The following is a 19,228-nucleotide window of genomic DNA, read 5'->3' on the forward strand; positions in this document are numbered from 1 at the left end:
TCGTCGAGGCCCGGTCCGTCGGCGACGTGCAGGACCTGGTCCGCGCGGGCGGGCGGGTACGTGCGCTCGGAACCCGCCACTCGTTCAACGACCTCCCCGATACCACCGGCACGCTGGTGACCGTGACCGGCATCCCGGGCAATCCGGTCATGGACGAGGACGAGGGCACCGTCGACATGCCGGCGGGGATGCGGTACGGGGATCTCGCGGCATGGCTGCATCCGCGGGGATGGGCGCTCCACAACCTCGGGTCGCTGCCGCACATCTCCGTCGCCGGCGCCATCGCGACCGGCACGCACGGCTCTGGCGACGGCAACGGGAATCTCGCCACCGCCGTGCGTCGGATCGACTACGTGGATGCGGCAGGACAGCTCCGCCGCACGTCGGATGCCGATCCGGATTTCGACGGCATGGTCGTCGGACTGGGAGCGTACGGGATCGTCGTTCGCGTGACGCTGGCGGTCGAGCCCGCATACCGAGTGCGCCAAGACGTGTATCCGGGACCGACGTGGGAGATGGCGCTCGAGCATCTCCCGTCGATCACAGGGGCGGGGTACAGCGTCAGCATCTTCACGACCTGGACCGGGACAGACGTTGGGGCCGTGTGGGTGAAGACGCGGCTCACCGATGACGACGAACCCGTCCCGGATCGACTGCTCGGCGCCCCTCGGGCGGTCGGCCCCGCCGATCCGTCCAGCAACCTGACCGTGCAGGGCGGCATCCCCGGACCGTGGCACGAACGGCTGCCGCACTTCCGCCTCGACGCGACACCGTCGCACGGCGACGAGCTTCAATCGGAGTACTTCGTGGATCAGGCGGATGCCCCAGCGGCGCTGCGCGCGATCCGCCACCTCAGCGATCGGATCGCGCCCGTGCTGCTGGTCAGCGAGTTGCGCACCGTCGCCCCGGACCGGCTCTGGCTCAGCGGGGCGTACGAGAGGAGTGCGCTCTCGATCCACTTCACCTGGCAGCACTCCGGCCGTCATGCCCGTCATCAGGGAGGTCGAAGCCGCCCTGTCCGAGTTCTCCGTCCGGCCGCACTGGGGAAAGCTTCACAACCTCGGTCGCGACACCCTTCGCGAGGTGTTCCCCCGGCTGCCGGAAGCGCAGACGCTCTTCGATCGCCTCGATCCCGGTGCGGTGTTCAGCAACGCGCACCTGCGAAGCCTCGGGATCCGTGCCCGTTGACACCGATCACGCTTCAGCGCAGGCCCGCGAAGAAGGCCCGGATGTCGCCCGCGACGAGCTCGGGACGCTCCAGCGACGCGAAGTGACCGCCCTCTTCGAAGCGGCTCCAGTGCACGATGTTCGAGTTGTCGCGCTCGGCGAAGACCCGGATCGTCTGGAAGTCGTCCGCGAAGACGGCGACACCGGTGGGAGCATCGTTGACCTGCGGCTCGGCCTGACGACGGGCGTCCTCGAGGTAGACGCGGCTCATTCCCGAAGCCGCGTTCGCGAACCAGTTGACGCTCACCTCGAGCAGGATCTTCTCGAGCGGCACGAGCGAGGTGCCGTTGCCGAAGCTGTTGAACAGCTCGCTGTAGGCGAGAAGCCCGACCGGCGAGTCGCTCAGCCCCGCGGCGATCGTCTGCGGCCGCGACGCGTTCATTGTGTTGTAGCCGCCGACGGACTGGAACCACTGCATGTGCTGGAGGCCGGCGTAGTCCTGCGGAGTCAGGTGCTCGAACTCGGCGGGGTCGCCCGACGGGAACGAGAAGAGCTGCAGCACGTGCAGCCCGAGGAAGCCCTCGGGGTTGGTGAGTCCGAGCTCGCGGGCGACCATGGCACCGTTGTCGGAGCCGTGGATCCCGTACCGCTCGTACCCGAGTCCGCGCATGAGGGTGTCGTATGCGGCGGCGACGCGGGCGGTCGTCCATCCCGTGGCTGCGAGCGGCTGCGAGAAGCCGAAGCCCGGGGCATCCGGGATCACGACGTCGAACGCGTCCTCGGCCTTGCCGCCGTGCGCGACGGGGTCGACGAGCTGGTCGATGAGGTCGAGGTAGTCGACGGATGACCCGGGGTAGGTGTGCGCGAGCAGCAGCGGCGTCGCACCGGGGTGCTCGGAGCGCACGTGGATGAAGTGGATCGGCTGGCCGTCGATCTCGGCGATGAAGTGCGGGTAGGAGTTGATCCGCGCTTCGGCGGCGCGCCAGTCGAACGCCTTCCACGCGTCGACGGCCTCGCGCAGGTACGAGTTCGGGGTGCCGGCGTCCCAGTCGTCGGTCGGCGCCGGCTGCGGGAAGCGCGTGCGGGCGAGGCGATCGTGCAGGTCGGCGAGCTCGGCGTCGGAGACCGAGACGGTGAAGGGCTGGAGGGAGAGAGGGGCGGTGGTGGTGTTCATGTCTCCGACGGTACGGTGCTATTAGGTTCTATCCGTTCCTAATAATCCGGCGAATCGAGAAGTCCTCGAATGGCAGATCCGACCGCGCGCCTGCTGAGCCTCCTCGCCCTGCTCCAGTCCGCGCGTGAGCGCACCGGACGCGAGCTCGCCGAGCGGCTCGGCGTCTCGACCCGCACGGTCCGCCACGACATCGACCGGCTGCGAAGCCTGGGCTACCCGGTCGATGCGACCCGCGGACCGGTGGGGGGCTACCGGCTCGGCGCGGGTGGCACGCTCCCTCCGCTGCTCCTCGACGACGAGGAAGCCGTGGCGGTGACCGTCGGGCTGCGCGTCGCCGCGGGCATCAGCGGAGTGGAGGAGGCGGGCAGCCGTGCGCTCGACAAACTCGAGCAGGTGCTGCCGACCCACCTGCGACCCACCGTCGAAGCGCTGCGCTCGATCGAGCGCGCACCCGAGAACGTCGACACGGACGCCCCCGACCCCGAGGTCGACGCGAAAGTGCTGCGTGCGATCGCCTCGGCGATCCAGGACGTCGAGTGGCTGCGCTTCGACTACGACGACGAGCCGCGCCTCGTCGAGCCGTACCGCCTGCTGAGCTGGAAGCGCCGCTGGCACCTCGTCGGTCGCGACCCGCAGACGGGCACGTGGACGACCTTCCGCGTCGACCGCATGAGCTTGCGGATGCCGACCCGCCGCCGCTTCGAGCCGCAGCCGCTCCCCGGAGGGGACTATACGGCGTTCGCCCTGCGCTCGATCGCGATCGAGGGCTGGAACGTGCACGCGCAACTGCGCATCGCGGCATCCGCCGAGCGGGTGCTCGCCCGCATCAACCCGACGGTCGGGGTCGTCGAGCCGATCGACGAGAGCACGTGCGTTCTCGTGACGGGCGCCGACAGCCTCGACACCGTCGCGGCGTACATCGGCATGCTGATGATGGACTTCACCGTGGAGTCGCCGCGCGAGCTCGTGCCGCTGCTCGAGGAGATCTCGGAGCGCTACGCGCGCGCGGTCGCCGGCTCGGCCGGGCGGCTCAGTACCAGTTGAACGCGTTCGAGTGGCCCCACGCACCGCACGGCGAGCCGTACGCGCGAGCGATGTAGTCCAGGCCCCATACGATCTGCGTGCGCGCGCTCGTCTGCCAGTCGGCACCGGCGCTCGCCATCTTGCTGCCGGGCAGCGCCTGCGGAATGCCGGTCGCGCCGCTTCCGGCGTTGTAGGCCTGGTAGTTCCAGCCCGACTCGCGATTCCAGAGGTTGACGAGGCACGAGAACTGGTCGCCGCCCCAGCCGTACTGCGACGCGGCGACGTCGCGGGCGAACGCCTGCGCGCCCTCGACGGTGTTCGCGGCGGCGAGCGCCGCCGCCGCTGCCTCGGCCTGGCGCTGCGCCTCGGCGGCGGCCGCGGCCGCGGCATCCGCCTCGGCCTTGCGCTGCACGGCGGCGTCGTGCCGCGCCTTGAGCGCGTTGGTCTCGGTGACGACGTCCTCGAGGTGCTCGATCACGGTGCTGGTGAGCGAGGGGAGCATCGGCGGCAGCCCGACGAACGTCTCGACGCGGTGGGCGGCCTTGCGGAGGTCGGTCGTGTCGACAGTGGTGGGACCCTCACCGAGATCGAGACCGGATGCCACGGCATCCGCCTCGACCTGCTTCGCGCGCGCCACCGCCGCGTCCGTCGCGCGGAGCGCCGCGTCGGCGTCGTCCCCGATCTTCTCGAACAGCGCCGGCTCGCTCGTGTCGGTGAGCGCCGCGAGGGCCGTTCCGGCCACCTGCACGGGGCCCGCGACCGCGGCCGAGGCGCCCGAGGCGAGCGGCATCGAAGCGGCGGTGAATCCGGTCAGGGCGACCAGGCCCATCGTGGTGCCGAGCACCGCGCCGGCGGTCAGCGCCGTCGCACGACGACGCTTCGGGGTGGCGGCGGGTTCGGGTGCGGCGGGAGCGGCGGGCAGGGCGGACGTGGGCTGAGAGAGCATGCGGGAACGCGTCTTTCGGGTGGCTTCCCCGTCGCCGGCGCGGGCGGCGGGCGTGTCCTCGGGTCGGACACAAGTCACCGAGTCTGCGTGACCGGTCTGGACGAATCCGTTGCCTTTCCTGCAAGAACCGTGAAGGCCAGCGTCGCCGCGCGCCCGTCACCGCGGCGCATCACGTCCTGTTCACCGAGTCTTCAGCAGCCGCTCACCCGCCGGCGCAATCCGGGCACCCGCGGCTCCCTAGCCTGAGCGCGTTCACCCCCAACAGAACAGAAAGCACCCAGCATGCGCATTCGCACAATCGCCGGCGCCGCACTCTGCGCGACCGCCATCGCCCTGATCCCCGCCGGGGCGGCCACCGCGGCAAACGGCCCGATGGGCTTCGAGCCGATCGACGGTACGCCGTACGCCACGGCCACGGACGCCTGGACCGAGCCTTTCGTCATCCCGAGCGGGTTCACGCAGCGGCTGGTGGCCGACGAGACGGTCCTCGACATCTACGCAGGTGCTGACGACCTCACAGACATGAACACCGTCAACGAGACCGGCCGGCAGGCCGGTCGCTACCTCTACCGCACGCACGAGGTGGGCTCGAATGGCGCGGTCTCGGTCGTCGACCTGAAGACGCGCGAGGCGAAGGTCATCGCGCAGGATGTCGGCTGGCGTCGCCTCGACGGCATCCGGTGGACCCCGTGGGGCACGGTTCTCTTTGCCGAGGAGACCTCGGGCGGTCGTCTCTTCGAGGCGTTCCTCGACCCGAAGGATCCCACGGTCGTCGCCCGCGTCGAGGAGCGTCGCGAGGTCGGCATCCTCCGCCACGAGGGCATCGAGGCACGCGCCGACGGCACCGTGTTCGTCATCGACGAGCTCGACGGTGGTTCGATCTTCAAGTTCGAGCCCGCCAGGCGCGGCGACCTTTCCGACGGCCAGCTGTACGCACTGAAGCTCACCGGCCTCACCGACGCCGAGCAGCGGTGGAACTCGGACACCTACAAGCAGAAAGTCGGCGCGTTCGAGTGGGTGGCGCTCGACATGGACCAGGTCGTCGTCGACGCGGATGCTGCGGCGAACGCCGTCGCCGCGACGGAGTTCGGCCGCCCCGAGGACGTCGAGGTCATCGGCAACACGCTCTACGTGGCCAACACGTCGGAGGACCGCGTCGTCGCGATCGACCTCGCGAAGCGGGAGCTGACCTCGTTCGTGGAGCGGGGCCTCAACGTGCCGGTCGAGAACTCGGGTGCGGGCGTGACCGGGTTCAACAACCCCGACAACCTCGCGCAGGGCCCCGACGGCCTCCTCTGGATCGTCGAGGACAACTACCTCTCCGACGTGTGGGTCGCGGGCGTCGACAACAACCAGGACGGCGCCGCCGACGCGGTCGAGCAGTTCGCGTCGATCCGCGACACCGGCGCGGAGATCTCGGGCATCTACTTCGGCAAGGACCCCAAGACGCTGTTCCTCAACGTGCAGCACCCCGCGAAGGATCTCGCGGACGGCACCTGGGCGATCACCAAGCGCTGACGCGATGACGGCGAGGGGCGGGCGGTCGGGACATCCGATGCCTGCCCCTTCGCCGTGCGTGAGCGCTTCTCCGGACCGATGTCGGTGGGTCACGCGATACTCGCCGGAGCGCGTGCGAACGAGCACGGCGACGCCTGAGGAGGCCGGTGAATGGACATCATCCTCGTACCCGGAATGTGGCTCGGCGGGTGGGCGTGGTACGCCGTCGCGCCGAAGCTCGAGGCATCCGGTCATCGTCCGCGCGCGGTGACGCTGCCGGGCATGGGCCGCGACGACGACGACCGGTCGAGCGTGACGATGCAGGACGCGGTCGACGCCGTCATCGCCGAGATCGACGCGTGCGAGGGGCCGGTGGTCGTGGTCGGGCATTCGGCCGGATGCGGCATCGCGTCGCTCGCCGTCGCGGCATGTGCCGACAGGGTGGCGCGCGCGATCTACGTCGCGGGGTTCCCCGCGGTCGAGGGGCGGCCGCTCGTCGAGGGTTACGACGTGCAGGACGGGCTCATCCCGCTGCCCCAGTGGCCGGAGTTCGACGAGGCCGACCTCCGCGACCTCGGTGAGGCGGGCCAGGAGGCCCTCGGGGCGTACGCCGTGCCGACGCCGGCGCGGGTCGTGGGCGATCCGGCGCACTACGCGGGCGACGAGCGGCGACACGATGTGCCCGTGACGGTCATCGCAACCGAGTTCTCGTCTGAAGACCTCCTGTCGTGGATCGCGGAGGGCGCGCCGCCCGTGCAGGAGTTCACGCGCATCAAGGATGTGACGTACGTCGACATCCCGACGGGGCACTGGCCGATGCTGACCCGGCCCGACGAGCTCACGGAGGCGATCCTCGCCCAGCCGCCGATCGGAAGCGGGCGGGTTCGCACGGCCGTGTCGGCGAAGGAGTTTCACGAGGCATCCGGTGTCGACGAATGGCGCGTGCTCTACTTCGGCGCGTACGCCTTCTATCGTTCTCAGTCGTACGACCAGGGCGTGCGCCTCGCGGTCGAGGTCGGGCGGATCGCCGACGAGCTCGAGCACTATCCCGACATCGACCTGCGTCGCGAGGGCGTCACGGTGCGCACTTTCTCGCGACGCAACGGCGGGCTCACGGGGAGCGACATCGAGCTCGCGCAGCGCGTCTCGGCGATGGCGAGCGAGCTCGGGATGGAATCCGACCCGACGAACCTGCAGCAGGTCGGCCTCGCCGTCGCACACGACCCCGAGGTCGACGTGCGACCGTTCTTCGCGGCGGTGTTCGGCTACGAAGAGCTCGGCATGGAGGACGCGATCGACGCGAACCGTCGCGGACCCCATCTGTGGTTCCAGCCGTTGGAGCCGGCGAAGTCCGGGCGAGGCCGCATGCACATCGACATCGCGGTGCCGCCCGATGTGGCGCGCGCCCGCATCGAGGCGGCGCTCGCGGCGGGCGGGCGGATGGCCGACGATTCGCACGCGCCGGAGTGGTGGACGCTCGCGTCGCCCGACAACCACGGGGTCGACATCGCGGCGTGGACGGACTTCTCCGACGAGTGAGCGACCACGTCAGGTGCGGGTCACGATGAGGTACGTGAGGTACGCGATGTACGCGATGACGAATCCCGTGCCCTCGCGGCGGGACAGCATGCGCCCGGAAGTCATGAGCGGTCCGCAGATGAACGACACCGCGACCATGAGCGGCAGGTCGATGTAGACGAGCTCCGGGCCGATGAGGATCGCGCCCGGCGAGAACAGGAGCGTCACGCCGAGGATCATCGTCAGGTTGAAGATGCTCGACCCGATGAGGTTGCCGATCGCGATGTCGCGATCGCCGCGGATCGTCGACACGATCGTCGTCGCGAGCTCGGGTGCGCTTGTGCCGATCGCGACGATCGTCAAGCCGATGAGCGCGTCCGAGACGCCGAGCGTCTGCGCGAGCTCGACGGCGCCGTCGACAAGCCAGTCCGCGCCGAACACGATCACCGCGAGCCCGACGATCAGCAGCAGCGCCTGGATGGCGATCGCCCCGATCTTGTGCTCGCGCCGCGGAGGAGCGGGGTACTCCGCCGCGAACTCGGCGAGCACGAGCGCGCTCTCGCGACGCGTCCACCGCACGAGCAGCGCAGTGTAGATGAGCGCGAACGCGACGAGGGGGATTCCCTCCCACACCTCGAGGGCTCCGTCGACCGAGAAGATCAGCAGCAGGTACGCCGCACCGCCCATCATCGGAAGGTCGAGGCGAACCGTCTGGAGCGTGAGAGGAACCGAGCGGATCGCCGCCGACAGGCCGAGGATGAGCAGCAGGTTGACCATGTTGGTCCCCGCGATGTTCCCGACCGCGAGTGAGCCGGCGTCGTTGTTGGCCGCATCGATTCCGACCGCGAGCTCGGGAAGGCTCGTCCCGATCGAGACGACCGTCAGACCGATGAGGATCGGCGGCAGCCCGAGCTGCCGTGCGAGGCGCGCGCCGTACCGCACGACGAGCTCCGCTCCGAGGACGAGCGCCGCCAGCCCCAGAGCGATCCAGAGAAGCGGCGGCATGGACCGAGGATATCGGGGGCTCGAGAGGCGCCTGAGTGGAATGCCGTCCGACGGATGCGCCCAACGGCATCGACACTTCCCACCGCGTCGCCCCGGTCGCCAAGATGGACGCATGCAGATCCCCACGGTGACTCTCAACGACGGCACGCCCTTCCCCGAGCTCGGTCTCGGCACCTACAACCTGCGGGGAGCGGAGGGCGTGGCATCCATGGTCGCCGCCATCGAGATGGGGTACCGGCTGCTCGACACCGCCGTCAACTACGAGAACGAGCGCGAGGTCGGCGAGGCGATGCGCCGGAGCGGCCTGCCGCGCGAGGCGCTGCTCGTCACGACGAAGATCCCGGGCCGCCACCAGGGGTACGACCTCGCGATCGAGAGCACGAACGGCTCGCTCGCGACCCTCGGGGTGGACTACCTCGACCTCTCGCTCATCCACTGGCCGAATCCGAGCCGCGATCTGTATCTCGAGACGTGGCGCTCGATGATCGATCTGCGTGCGGCGGGCAAGATCCGCTCGATCGGGGTCTCGAACTTCACCGAGCAGATGCTCCGGCGGGTCATCGACGAGACGGGCGTCGTGCCGTCGGTGAACCAGATCGAGCTGCATCCGTATTTCCCGCAGGCCGAGCTGCGTGCCGTCCATGCCGAACTCGGAATCCGCACCGAGAGCTGGAGCCCGCTCGCACGCCGCACCGAGCTGCTCACCGAGCAGGTGCTCGTCGAACTCGCGCACATCCACGGCGTGACGCCCACGCAGATCGTGCTGCGCTGGCATGTGCAGCTGGGCAGCACGCCGATCCCCAAGTCGGGCGACCACGACCGGCAGCGCGAGAACGCCGACGTGTTCGGCTTCGAGCTGACCGACGACGAGGTGGCCGCGATCTCGGCACTCGAGGGGGGCCGGCTGTGGAACGGCGACCCGAACACCCACGAAGAGATGTGAGCGACCTGCGCAGTGGGCCGGCTGCCCGGGTTAGCGTTGTCGGATGCCAACGCCTTTCGACTCGCTCGATTCGTACATCGCCCTTCCTCGCATCGAGGGGCTCGCGCTCTCACCCGACGGCCGACGCGCCGTCTTGACGGTCGCGACCGTCAAGACGGACGGGACCGGCTTCGACCGGTCGCTGTGGGAGATTCCCGCTGACGCCACGGATGCCCCGCCCCGCCGCCTCACGCGGTCGGCGAAGGGCGAGGCGGCTCCCGCCTTCACCTCGACGGGCGACGTGCTGTTCGTGTCGGCGCGGCCCGACTCCGACGCCGACGAGGACGACGAGTCCGGCCAGCTGTGGCTGCTGCCCGCGGGCGGCGGCGAGGCTCGAGCGGTGACGAGACTCGCCGGCGGTGTGTCGTCGATCGCCGCTGTCGCAGAGGCCGCAGGTCGTGTCGTCGCCTCGGCGGAGCTGCTGCCGAGCGCGGACTCGATCGAGGCGGAGGCGAAGCTGCGCGCGGAGCGCAAGAAGAAGAAGATCTCGGCGATCCTGCACGAGTCCTACCCGATCCGCTTCTGGGACCACGACCTCGGCCCCGCCGAGCCCCACCTGCTCGCACTCGACCTCGCCGACCTGCGTGACACGGTCGGCGCGGTGCGCGACGAGTCGGCAGAGTCGGATGCGGCATCCGATGAGAAGGACGAGAAGGACGCACCCACGCCCTACCCGGCATCCCTCCCGCGCCCGCGCGACCTGACGCCGAAGCCCGGCCGTTCGGCCGATGCCGCCGGTGTGGCGGTCTCACCGGATGGCTCGACGGTCGTCGCGGCGCTGCGCGTGCCCGAGGGTCAGGACGCGCGCTACAGGCTTGTCGCGATCGACATCGAGACTGGCGAGCACACGACGCTGTTCGATGAGTCGCGCGTCGACTTCGAGTTCCCGGCGATCAGCCACGACGGATCGCGGCTCGCCTTCGTCCGCACCGACAAGGCGACCCCCGACGGCCCGACGCAGTACGAGCTGTGGGTGTCAGCCATCGACGGCTCGGATGCTCGCCGCATCGCGAACGAGTGGGACCGGTGGCCGTCGAGCCTCACCTTCGCCGCGGACGACGCGTCGCTCGTGGTGACGGCCGACCAGGACGGCCGCGGCCCCGTGTTCCTCGCTCCGCTCGACGGCGGCGCACCCGAGCAGCTCACGCATGACGACTTCACGTACACCGACGTCCACGTCGACCGCATGACGGGCGACCTCGTCGCACTTCGCTCGTCGTGGATGGCGCCGTCCCACCCCGTGCGCATCACGCGCGACCGCGCCGTGACCCCGCTCGCGGCGCCGTTCGAGCTGCCCGACGTTCCCGCGACGATGGCCGAGGTGGAGACGACCGCCGAAGACGGCGCCCGCGTGCGCGGCTGGCTGCTGCTTCCTCCGGATGCGTCGGCCGGCAAGCCCGCGCCGCTGCTGCTGTGGATCCACGGCGGACCGCTCAACAGCTGGAACGCGTGGAGCTGGCGCTGGAACCCGCAGCTCGCCGTCGCGCGCGGATACGCCGTGCTGCTGCCCGACCCGGCGCTGTCGACTGGCTACGGACTCGACTTCATCGCCCGCGGGTGGAACGCGTGGGGCAAGGCGCCCTACACCGACCTCATGGCGATCACCGATGCGACCGTCGCTCGCGACGACGTCGACGAGACGCGCACGGCTGCGATGGGCGGCTCGTTCGGCGGCTACATGGCGAACTGGGTCGCCGGTCACACCGATCGCTTCCGCGCGATCGTGACGCACGCGAGCCTGTGGGCGCTCGACCAGTTCGGCCCGACGACGGACTTCTCGCCGTACTGGGAGTCGATCTTCACGCCCGAGGCGATGATGGAGAACTCGCCGCACCGGTTCGTCGAGGACATCCGCACCCCGCTGCTGGTCGTCCATGGCGATCGCGACTATCGCGTGCCGGTCGGGGAGGGCCTGCGCCTGTGGTCCGAGCTGAACCGTCACTTCGCCGCCGAGGACGGCTCGACCGAGCACCGCTTCCTGTACTTCCCCGACGAGAATCACTGGGTGCTGAAGCCGCAGCACGCTGTCGTCTGGTACGAGACGGTGTTCGCGTTCCTCGCGCAGCACGTGCTCGGCGAGGAGTGGGCCCGGCCTGCGAACCTCGGCTGACGGCTGACACAGCGGATGCCGCGACCTCCCGCCTCGCGAGCGGGGGTCGCGGCATCCGTCGTCTCGTCGACCGGCTCAGAGGTGCTGGGCCGCGAGCCACTTGTCGAACGTCTGAGTCCCGAGCTGCGCGTCGGGGCCGGGGAGCAGCGATCCGTCGCGCTGGCGTCGGCCACCCTCACCCGGCAACGAGATGGCGGGGATCCACGCGCGCGAACCTCTCGCCCGCGCGTACGCGCGAATCATGTCGGCGAGGTTCTCCTCGCGAGGGCCGCCGAGATCGCGCGCCCGGCCGGACGGGGCCGCCTCGGCGAGCGCGACGAGTCGCTCGGCGACCTCGCGCGCGGCGATCGGCTGCGTGCGCATGCGCACCGCGAGGTGGAGAGGGCCGAGCGTGGCGCGCTCATAGGTCTGCCCGGCGAACTCGTGGAACTGCGTCGCCCGCAGGATCGTCCACGGGACGCTGCCGGTCTCGACGAGCCGTTCCTGGGCGAGCTTGCCGGCGTAGTACCCGTACGGCGCGCGGTCGATGCCCACGATCGAAAGGGCGACGTGGTGGGGAACGCCGATCCGCTTCTCCGCGTCCAGAAGGACTCGCGTGGTCTCGGTGAAGAACTCCGTGGCGACGTCGGCCGAGAGCGTCTGCGTGCTCAGGACGTCGATGACGGCATCCGCCTCCGCAATGGCCTCGGCGAGGCCCGCGCCAGTTCGCACGTCGATGCCCGTGCGGCGCGACAGCACGACGACGTCGTGACCGCGCCTCGTCGCCGCATCCACCACGTGGGTGCCGACCACCCCTGTTCCGCCTGCGACGGCCAGCTTCATGTGCCATTCCTCTCTCTGCGGTCGGCGCTCGGCGCGCCTGTCAGTGAGACAACGCGCACGCCGCAGATGTGACGTGACCCTGTCACCGTGCCCGTCGGCTGACGCCGTTCAGTCCGGGCTTCCTCCGTGCGTCGGATCCGTCGGCGGAGGGAGCCGGGAGGGGTCGGCGCTGATGCCGAGCCGGTTCGCCGCCTCGGAGATCTGCCGCGCGAGCTCGACGTCCTTGTGCGTGAGTCCGCCCGCCGAGTGCGTCACGACGCGGACGGTGACCCCGCGGTAGCGCAGGTCGACGTCGGGGTGGTGGTTCGCGGCATCCGCGAGCTTCGCGATCTCGGCGACGAACGCCGCACCCGCGTTGAAATCGCGCGTGTCGAAGTATGCGGCGGCGCCTGCGCGGGTGGCGCGCCAGTCAGTTACTCCAGATGCCTCGTGGAACTCGCGACTCGTGATGACGGCCATGGCAGGCCCCCCGTTCGATCAGCCCGCGTGCCGGATCTCGCAGTCGCATCCGGGGGAGAGGATCGCCTCGTGCCCGTCGTCGTACCGCACCACCAGCAGCGGGTCGTCGTCGTGTCCGCGGACCTCGACCACCTCACCGGAGTGGTCCGGAGAGCCGACGGTGCGCCCGTGGATGATGACGCGGTCACCGACCTTCGCCTGCATGTCGCTCACCTCCTGGCCTCACCATACGATGCGCGCGAAGGAGAGGCCAGCCCCCTTCAGCAAGGTCTACAGCTGCGCGCCGTCATCCCACGGGTCGTTGAGCCCGGGCGTCTTTCCCCGCCACGACTCGTAGGCGATGAGCCACCCGATCGAGATCACGACGCCGATCGCAAGGCCCAGCACCAGATTGCCCAGCACAGCTCCGACGAGCGCGCCGAGCGCCAGCAGCACGACGGTGCCGATGACCCATCCGATGCGCCCCTTCGGCCAGCCTGTGCGTCGCTCGCTCATGTGCTCAGCCTACGCGGGCGCGGGCGGGCGCATCCGCGTCGTCACTGCTGTGGAGGCGTGTAGGCGACCATCCAGTCGATGCCGAAGCGGTCGGTCAGCATGCCGAAGCGCCCGCCCCACGGCGGGACGTCGAACGGCATGGTGACCGCGCCGCCCTCGGCGAGGGCCGACCAGAACCGCTCGAGCTTGGGCTCGTCGTCGCCGCTGACCGACACCGAGATGCCCGCGGGCTTGCGGTACTCGACGCCCGTGGGGGTGTCGGACGCCATGAGCACGAACCCGTCGGGAGTCGTGAGCTGCGCGTGCATGACGAGGTCGGTTTCGCTCGGGTCCTGCACCATGCCCTCGTACTCGCCGAACGTCGAGATGTCGAGGTCGCCGCCGAAGACGCCTTTGTAGAACTGCATGGCCGACCGGGCCTCCCGCTGGAACGAGAGGTACGGATTGAGGCTGGGCATGTTCGCTCCTGATGATGAGTGGGGGATGACGGATGCCGCGCCCGGCCGCGCCGCGGAGGACTCCAGTGTGACGCGGGCCTCCGACATCGCCGAGGCGCTTCGGCTCAGCCGACGAGCTCGCGCAGAAGCCGTGACGCGGCCGCGCCCTGCAGTCGCTGGAAGCGCCGGAGCGTCGGGAGCCCCGGCGGATCCGGCCGGCGTCCCTTCTCGAGAAGGAACCCCGCCATGATCGCCACGATCGCGGCGGTCGTCTCGGAATCCACGCCATCGAACGCCTCGTGCGAGGCCATCGCGGCGTGCACATCGAACCCGGGGTCGCCGTATCGCACGTGGGCGAGCAGCATGACGGCGTCCACCCAGGGTGCGCAGCGCCCACGGCCAGTCGATGAGCACCGCGTCGCCGGCCGGCGTCAGCAGCACGTTGTCGTCGCGCACATCGAAGTGCACGAGTGCATCGCCGGATGCGAGCTCCACGCCCCGATCCGCGATGTCCGCCCACCGCGCGGCGTGCTGCACCGCCCACTCGACGTCCTCCTCGTCGGCGAGCGTCACGCCGTCGGCCTCGGTCAGCGGCACGACGGCCGGCTCGGGTTCGGCGAGCAGCTGCCTCCACGAGTCGGCGAGCGGCTGCAGTCCGGTCCGGATCGGCGGGATCACCGCGCGAGCCTCGGCGTCGAGCGGCGCTCGTGCCGTCGAGGAGAGCGTGTCGAGCACGGCGTGCAGTTCCGCCTTGCGCCACGGCACGGCCGGATGGCGCCCCTCGACGAGCTCGAACGCGAGCACCGTCCAGTCGTCGCCGTCGGCCGAGCCGATGAATCTCGGGGCGGGGACGGCCGCCGGGATCACCGCGGCCTTGACGGCCTCGCTGCGGTGGATCGGCACGACCTCAGGATTGACGTCCGACGTCGCGGTCTTGACGAACACGCGGCGTCCGTCGGCGCACGTCACGATGTCGGCGGACCCGGGTGAGAAGCCGCCCGGCTGCGACACGGCGTGGACGACGGGTGAGCCGAGGAGAGCGGCGACCGCGTCTCGGACGTGCGCGGGCACGTTCTCCCAACGCACTCGCGACGCGACCATCCGCACATTCTGGCACCACGCAGGGCGCGTCAGTGGTCGCGATGGTCCTCGGGATGCAGACGGGGAGCCTTGCGCGGCTCTCGCACGTCGCTGAGGCCGATGAGGCGGATCGCGCGCTGACGCTGACCGCTCCACGGCGCGAGGAGTTCCAGCATCCGATCATCGTCGACGCGCTCGCCGATGAGCGCGTACCCCACCTCGTGTGCGAGGTGATAGTCGCCCACGCTCACGGCGTCGGGATCGCCGAGGGCGCGGATGCGGGTCTCGGCCGACGTCCACACTCCCACGCCGCGCAGGCTCGTGAGCACGAGGTCGCGCGCATCGCCGTCGGGCGCCGCCGCCACGGCACGCACGACCGAGTCGCCGCGGCGCGCCGTCTCGACGATCGTGCGCGCCTGGAGCGGCTCGAGCCCCGCACGGTGCCACGCCCACGACGGGACGCGGCGCCACGACTCGATCCCGGGCGGCGCGAACATCGGCCGCGGCGTCGGGCCCGGTGCACGCTCGCCGTACCAGGTGACGATGCGCCGCCACGCGGCGAACGCCTGCATGTTCGTGACCTTCTGCTCGATGATCGACGCCGCGAGCGCGTCGAACACCAGGTCGGTCCGGCTGAGGCGCAGACCGGGATTGCGGCGGTGGGCTTCGGCGATGATCGGATGCCGCGACCCTTCGAACTCGTCCGGATCGTCCTGCGCACCGCACAGCGCCGGGAGCTGAGCGAGCGCCCACTCGCGACCCGGACCCCATGCCGCGCCGCGGATGACTCCCCGCGACACCTCCCGCAGCGCGAGCGTCGCGACGCCCTCGGGCGTGCGGCTCGCGCGCCAGATGACGGATCCGTCGACGCACATCGTGGGGTCGCCGTGACCGCGCCGGTGCATGAGCACTGTGCGGGCGAGATCGAGCGGATGCCGCGGACGGTACTCCGTCTCGAGCGGCCGTCCGTGCGCGGGGCGCGGGTCGCGGGCGGTACGGCGGTCGCGTGACGCGGCTCCGCGCGCATCGCGCACGGGGAACACCCCCGACGACCTCATGCGCTCACGATACGTCGTCGCCGCGACATCCGCTGATCCAGCGCGCGCTCGAGCGCGGGCGCTCAGAAGCGGTCGGGCGACGGTGAGCCGTGGCCGTACCGGATCACGACGTCGGCGTGCCGGTCGAAGCGGTAACCGATCCCGCGCACCGTGCGCACGATGTCCTCATAGCGGCCGAGCTTCGCGCGGAGGCGCCGCACGTGCACATCGATCGTGCGCTCGCCGGGGACGTCCTCCTCGCCGGCGCCCTGCCACAGCGAGCTCACGAGCTCGGCGCGTTCGATCGTGCGGCCCTCGCGGAGCACGAGGTACTGCAGCAGCTCGAACTCCTTGAAGGTGAACGCGGCCGACTCGCCGTCGATGAGCACCCGCTTGCGCGAGATGTCGACGACGACGCCGGAGGGCGTGTGCTCGTCCTCGTCGGGCTCCTGCTGCTTCGCGCGGGCGACGGCCGACGGCTCGTGCAGTGCGAGGCGCACGACGTCGACGTCGCGCCCGCCCGAGCCGACGGGCGCGAGGGCGACGGTCGCGTACGTCTCAGCGCCGGGAGCGAGCTCGGCGAGGGTGCGGCGCAGCGCGTCGACGAGGACGCCGAGCGAGACACCGGATGCGGCGGCCTTCGCCTCGTCGATGCCGACGTACAGGGCGAAGCCTCGGGGGGCGGTGCTCACCGGAAGGGCGGCGGTCGGCACCGATGCGGGGCTGGCGGGCTGCGCGGGGACGGTCGCGCGGCGGATGGTGGGAACCGGAGCGGTGACGGCGCGCAGGTGACGGGTGGTGGTCGTGGGGCGATCGAGAAGAGCGGTGTTCGACATGGGAGTGGAGTCCTTGCGATGGGAACCCGGGCGGTTCGCCTCGACGGGTTCGAGTGTGTTGTCGGGCCGGCCGATGGCGGGCCGGGTGCGGAGCGCGCGACAAGCGACCTCAGTCGCCGTCTGGGTGCTCGGGGACTCGAGGCGCGGTGCTCGCAGAAGGAGCGGAACCGGTCGAGTCCGGCGGGGTCACCGGATCACATGCACATTCGACAGCACATCACAACGCGGCCGGCCATCGTGCCGGCAGTCCCGTTCGCCTCCCAGGCGGACAGAGAGCGTGCGTTGTGAGTCATGACGGCGATTATGACCGAAGGTGTCCTTATGCGTCAAATCACGTCACGTTATGAATGGGAGAAGCATCCGGAATGACCCGAGCGTTCGCCGAGAGCACGCGCGGCGCGACCCGGACGTCGCGGGGGAGACGTAGCCTGTCGGGGTGAAGGAGTTCCGGTTCACCCACGAAGCCGACGCGTCGCGCTACACGCTGCACCGCGGCGACGACCTCGTCAGCGTGCTCGACTATCGAGACGACGGCCGCACCGTCGCGATGACGCGGGCGTACACCGTGCCCACCTTCCGCGGCCACGGTTACGCGGGCGAGCTGGTCGATCGGGCCGTCGCCGAGCTCGAGGCGCAGGGCGACCGCGAGGTCATCCCGGTCTGCTGGTACGTCGCCGACTGGTTCGCCGCACACCCCGAGCGCAACGGCATCCTCCGAAGCCGCGCCCTCTGACGTTCCGGGGACTAACCCCATCCGCCGATCTCGTCAACCCCTCGCCCTTTCCCCGACCGCACGGTGATGCTGGGAGCGTCGAGAGGAGCCGACATGGAGCACGAGAACGTCGACGACCGAGCCGCGGAGATGCCGGGCAACGACAGTCCGCTCGAGCCGGAACAGGCGCAGGAGGTTCCGCTGCTCGCTCAGAACGAGGCATCCGAGGTCGACAAGGTCGCGGGCATCGTGGTGCAGACGCGCTCAGATGTCGGAGACAAGTCGATCGACGAGATCGCCCACGTGCTGCACCAGCGGCTGAACGACTCCTCGATCGAGCTTCCCGACTCGGAGGTGCGGGAGTTGGCCAAGCAGATCGCGACCGGCACGACCTGATGCGCTCGGGAAGGTGAGATCCGCCGCGCCCTCTTCCCTCCCACGTCGGGCACGGCGGATCTTCTCTGTCACCTCACCTCAGCGCGCGACCGCAGCGCGTTCACGCGCACGCGGCCAGCGCGTCACCGTGCGCGACGCCGATCGGCCGGGGCCAGGCGTTGCGCGGCGGCTGCGGCGAGCGCTGCGCCGCCTCGGCGGCGAGCGCGGCCAGGCGCTCCTGTCGAAGCTCGTCGATGCGAGCCTCCTGCGCGCGGAGCTCAGTGTCGTGTCGGAACAGCACTTCGCTCGCGTAGATCGTCGAGAGCATGATTCCTCCAAGGGTTCCGATGGCACGAACCTAGGGAGGGGTTCCGACATTTCGCCCCCCGCGCGGGTTGGCAGTTTTCGGCGCTTCGGTGGCGGCATCCGAATGCGTCTCCCCTCCACAACCTCGGCGCCGATAGCCTGTCGAGGGTGGCGACCCCCGACGCGCATCCGCCGACGCGCGACATACCGCTCAGTCCGAGCCAGCGCTGGCGGGCGTACTGGGTGTGCGTCGCCGTCGCGGCGATCACGATCCTCGACCTGAGCAAGGTCAACGTCGCCCTGCCGTCGATCGAGGCGGCGCTCGGATCGAGCTCGACCGAGCTGCAGCTCATCGTCTCGGGCTATGTGCTCACGTTCGGGCTCGCGCTCGTGCCGGCCGGTCGCATCGGCGACCAGCGCTCGCGCCGCGCGCTGTTCATCACCGGACTCTCGGTGTTCACCGTCACGAGCCTCGTGTGCGCCCTCGCCCCCACGACCACCGTGCTGATGATCGGGCGTCTCGCGCAGGGCATCGGCGCGGGGATACAGATGCCGCAGGTGCTCGGCATGATCCAGCAGCTGTTCCACGGCAAGGAGCGCGGCCGCGCGTTCGGGCTGTTCGGCGCCGCGGTGGGGATCGCGACGGCGTTCGGGCCGACGCTCGGCGGCCTGCTCATCGCGATCGGCGGCCCGACCGACGGGTGGCGGGGCATCTTCTGGATGAACGTGCCGCTGTGCCTCATCGCCATCGGCCTGGCGGTCTGGGTGCTGCCGTCGACGCGCGAGCGGTCGCGGCGCCGGCTCGAGCTCGACCCGACCGGCGTGCTGCTCTTCGGCGGCTCGGTGCTGGCGCTGCTGTGGCCGTTCCTGTTCACGACGGGTTCGCCGGACGACAATCCGCAGCGGTGGTGGCTGCTCGTCGTGTTCGTGCTGCTCGCGGCCGCGTTCGTGTGGTGGGAACGTCGCTACGACCGCAGCGGCAAGAGTCCGCTGATCCCGTTCAGCCTGTTCCGGCTGTCGTCGTATCGCAACGGAACCTTGCTCGCGACCGCGCAGTTCGCTGCGCTGCCCGCCCTTTTCCTGCTCACGACGCTGTATCTGCAGCTCGGGCTGGGGCTGGCGCCGGTGTTCGCGGGACTCGTCACGGTCGGCTTCGCGCTGAGCAGCGCGTTCGCGTCGTGGATCGGCGGGAACCTCGTGGGGCGCATCGGCCGTCCCCTCGTCGTGTGGGGGGTCTGACTCGCCCC

At 70.4% G+C, this 19,228-nt stretch carries 20 protein-coding genes and 1 pseudogene; 10 read left to right on the forward strand and 11 right to left on the reverse strand.

Annotated features, from left to right (window positions below; translation table 11 throughout):
* Positions 1-26 precede the first annotated feature (26 nt).
* A pseudogene (locus tag BJ991_RS18325) lies at positions 27-326 on the forward strand (FAD-binding protein); the annotation flags it as partial.
* Between the two features lie 658 nt (positions 327-984).
* Entirely contained in the window at positions 985-1,188 is a 204-nt protein-coding gene (locus tag BJ991_RS18330) for a D-arabinono-1,4-lactone oxidase (protein WP_246301269.1), read from the forward strand.
* A gap of 13 nt (positions 1,189-1,201) precedes the next feature.
* Here BJ991_RS18330 and BJ991_RS05535 read toward each other — a convergent pair whose 3' ends face one another.
* Complete coding sequence (locus BJ991_RS05535; RefSeq protein ID WP_179488195.1) at positions 1,202-2,341, reverse strand: epoxide hydrolase family protein; 1,140 nt, start codon at positions 2,339-2,341, stop codon at positions 1,202-1,204.
* Between the two features lie 69 nt (positions 2,342-2,410).
* On the opposite strand from BJ991_RS05535, the gene BJ991_RS05540 reads away from it, so the two are divergent.
* Positions 2,411-3,385, forward strand: coding sequence for a helix-turn-helix transcriptional regulator (locus BJ991_RS05540; protein ID WP_179488197.1), 975 nt, complete (start codon positions 2,411-2,413; stop codon positions 3,383-3,385).
* On the opposite strand, the gene BJ991_RS05545 is transcribed toward BJ991_RS05540, so the two are convergent.
* Complete coding sequence (locus tag BJ991_RS05545) at positions 3,372-4,310, reverse strand: aggregation-promoting factor C-terminal-like domain-containing protein (protein ID WP_179488199.1); 939 nt, start codon at positions 4,308-4,310, stop codon at positions 3,372-3,374. The genes BJ991_RS05540 and BJ991_RS05545 overlap by 14 nt on opposite strands.
* A gap of 282 nt (positions 4,311-4,592) precedes the next feature.
* Here BJ991_RS05545 and BJ991_RS05550 point away from each other — a divergent pair, with 282 nt between their 5' ends.
* Entirely contained in the window at positions 4,593-5,828 is a 1,236-nt protein-coding gene (locus tag BJ991_RS05550) for an alkaline phosphatase PhoX (protein ID WP_179488201.1), read from the forward strand.
* 150 nt (positions 5,829-5,978) lie between these two features.
* Positions 5,979-7,346 (forward strand): alpha/beta fold hydrolase, encoded by a 1,368-nt coding sequence (locus BJ991_RS05555; protein ID WP_179488203.1) that lies wholly within the window; start codon positions 5,979-5,981, stop codon positions 7,344-7,346.
* A gap of 9 nt (positions 7,347-7,355) precedes the next feature.
* Here BJ991_RS05555 and BJ991_RS05560 read toward each other — a convergent pair whose 3' ends face one another.
* Positions 7,356-8,330: a calcium/sodium antiporter gene (locus tag BJ991_RS05560; RefSeq protein WP_179488205.1), complete on the reverse strand. Its 975-nt coding sequence runs from the start codon at positions 8,328-8,330 to the stop codon at positions 7,356-7,358.
* Between the two features lie 112 nt (positions 8,331-8,442).
* On the opposite strand from BJ991_RS05560, the gene BJ991_RS05565 reads away from it, so the two are divergent.
* Entirely contained in the window at positions 8,443-9,273 is an 831-nt protein-coding gene (locus tag BJ991_RS05565) for an aldo/keto reductase (RefSeq protein WP_179488208.1), read from the forward strand.
* Positions 9,274-9,316: 43 nt separating this feature from the next.
* A complete protein-coding gene (locus BJ991_RS05570; RefSeq protein ID WP_179488210.1) occupies positions 9,317-11,422 on the forward strand; it encodes a S9 family peptidase in 2,106 nt (701 codons plus the stop codon).
* A gap of 75 nt (positions 11,423-11,497) precedes the next feature.
* On the opposite strand, the gene BJ991_RS05575 is transcribed toward BJ991_RS05570, so the two are convergent.
* The 7 genes from BJ991_RS05575 to BJ991_RS05605 all read right to left on the reverse strand — a co-directional run bounded on the left by BJ991_RS05575 (position 11,498) and on the right by BJ991_RS05605 (position 16,588).
* Positions 11,498-12,244: an SDR family oxidoreductase gene (locus BJ991_RS05575; RefSeq protein ID WP_179488212.1), complete on the reverse strand. Its 747-nt coding sequence runs from the start codon at positions 12,242-12,244 to the stop codon at positions 11,498-11,500.
* Positions 12,245-12,352: 108 nt separating this feature from the next.
* The gene (locus BJ991_RS05580; RefSeq protein WP_179488214.1) at positions 12,353-12,703 is read right to left on the reverse strand and encodes a 4a-hydroxytetrahydrobiopterin dehydratase; all 351 of its coding nucleotides are present in this window, start codon (positions 12,701-12,703) and stop codon (positions 12,353-12,355) included.
* Positions 12,704-12,721: 18 nt separating this feature from the next.
* Positions 12,722-12,907: a DUF1918 domain-containing protein gene (locus BJ991_RS05585; protein WP_179492537.1), complete on the reverse strand. Its 186-nt coding sequence runs from the start codon at positions 12,905-12,907 to the stop codon at positions 12,722-12,724.
* Between the two features lie 66 nt (positions 12,908-12,973).
* On the reverse strand, positions 12,974-13,198 hold the full coding sequence (locus BJ991_RS05590; protein ID WP_179488216.1) for a hypothetical protein: 225 nt from the start codon (positions 13,196-13,198) through the stop codon (positions 12,974-12,976).
* A 41-nt stretch (positions 13,199-13,239) separates the two neighbouring features.
* A complete protein-coding gene (locus BJ991_RS18775; protein WP_179488218.1) occupies positions 13,240-14,736 on the reverse strand; it encodes a VOC family protein in 1,497 nt (498 codons plus the stop codon).
* A 29-nt stretch (positions 14,737-14,765) separates the two neighbouring features.
* Positions 14,766-15,773 carry a DNA-3-methyladenine glycosylase family protein gene (locus BJ991_RS05600; RefSeq protein WP_218852879.1) on the reverse strand — a complete coding sequence of 336 codons (1,008 nt, stop codon included), beginning with the start codon at positions 15,771-15,773 and terminating at the stop codon, positions 14,766-14,768.
* A gap of 62 nt (positions 15,774-15,835) precedes the next feature.
* Positions 15,836-16,588, reverse strand: coding sequence for a winged helix-turn-helix domain-containing protein (locus BJ991_RS05605; RefSeq protein ID WP_179488220.1), 753 nt, complete (start codon positions 16,586-16,588; stop codon positions 15,836-15,838).
* 436 nt (positions 16,589-17,024) lie between these two features.
* Here BJ991_RS05605 and BJ991_RS05610 point away from each other — a divergent pair, with 436 nt between their 5' ends.
* Positions 17,025-17,321 (forward strand): GNAT family N-acetyltransferase, encoded by a 297-nt coding sequence (locus BJ991_RS05610; protein ID WP_179488221.1) that lies wholly within the window; start codon positions 17,025-17,027, stop codon positions 17,319-17,321.
* A gap of 93 nt (positions 17,322-17,414) precedes the next feature.
* A complete protein-coding gene (locus tag BJ991_RS05615) occupies positions 17,415-17,696 on the forward strand; it encodes a hypothetical protein (protein WP_179488222.1) in 282 nt (93 codons plus the stop codon).
* A 100-nt stretch (positions 17,697-17,796) separates the two neighbouring features.
* Here BJ991_RS05615 and BJ991_RS05620 read toward each other — a convergent pair whose 3' ends face one another.
* Positions 17,797-18,003 (reverse strand): hypothetical protein, encoded by a 207-nt coding sequence (locus tag BJ991_RS05620; RefSeq protein ID WP_179488223.1) that lies wholly within the window; start codon positions 18,001-18,003, stop codon positions 17,797-17,799.
* A gap of 146 nt (positions 18,004-18,149) precedes the next feature.
* Here BJ991_RS05620 and BJ991_RS05625 point away from each other — a divergent pair, with 146 nt between their 5' ends.
* The gene (locus BJ991_RS05625) at positions 18,150-19,220 is read left to right on the forward strand and encodes an MFS transporter (protein ID WP_179488224.1); all 1,071 of its coding nucleotides are present in this window, start codon (positions 18,150-18,152) and stop codon (positions 19,218-19,220) included.
* Positions 19,221-19,228 lie beyond the last annotated feature (8 nt).

The sequence above is a fragment of the Microbacterium immunditiarum genome, from assembly GCF_013409785.1.
In the GTDB taxonomy this organism is placed as follows: Bacteria; Actinomycetota; Actinomycetes; order Actinomycetales; family Microbacteriaceae; genus Microbacterium; species Microbacterium immunditiarum.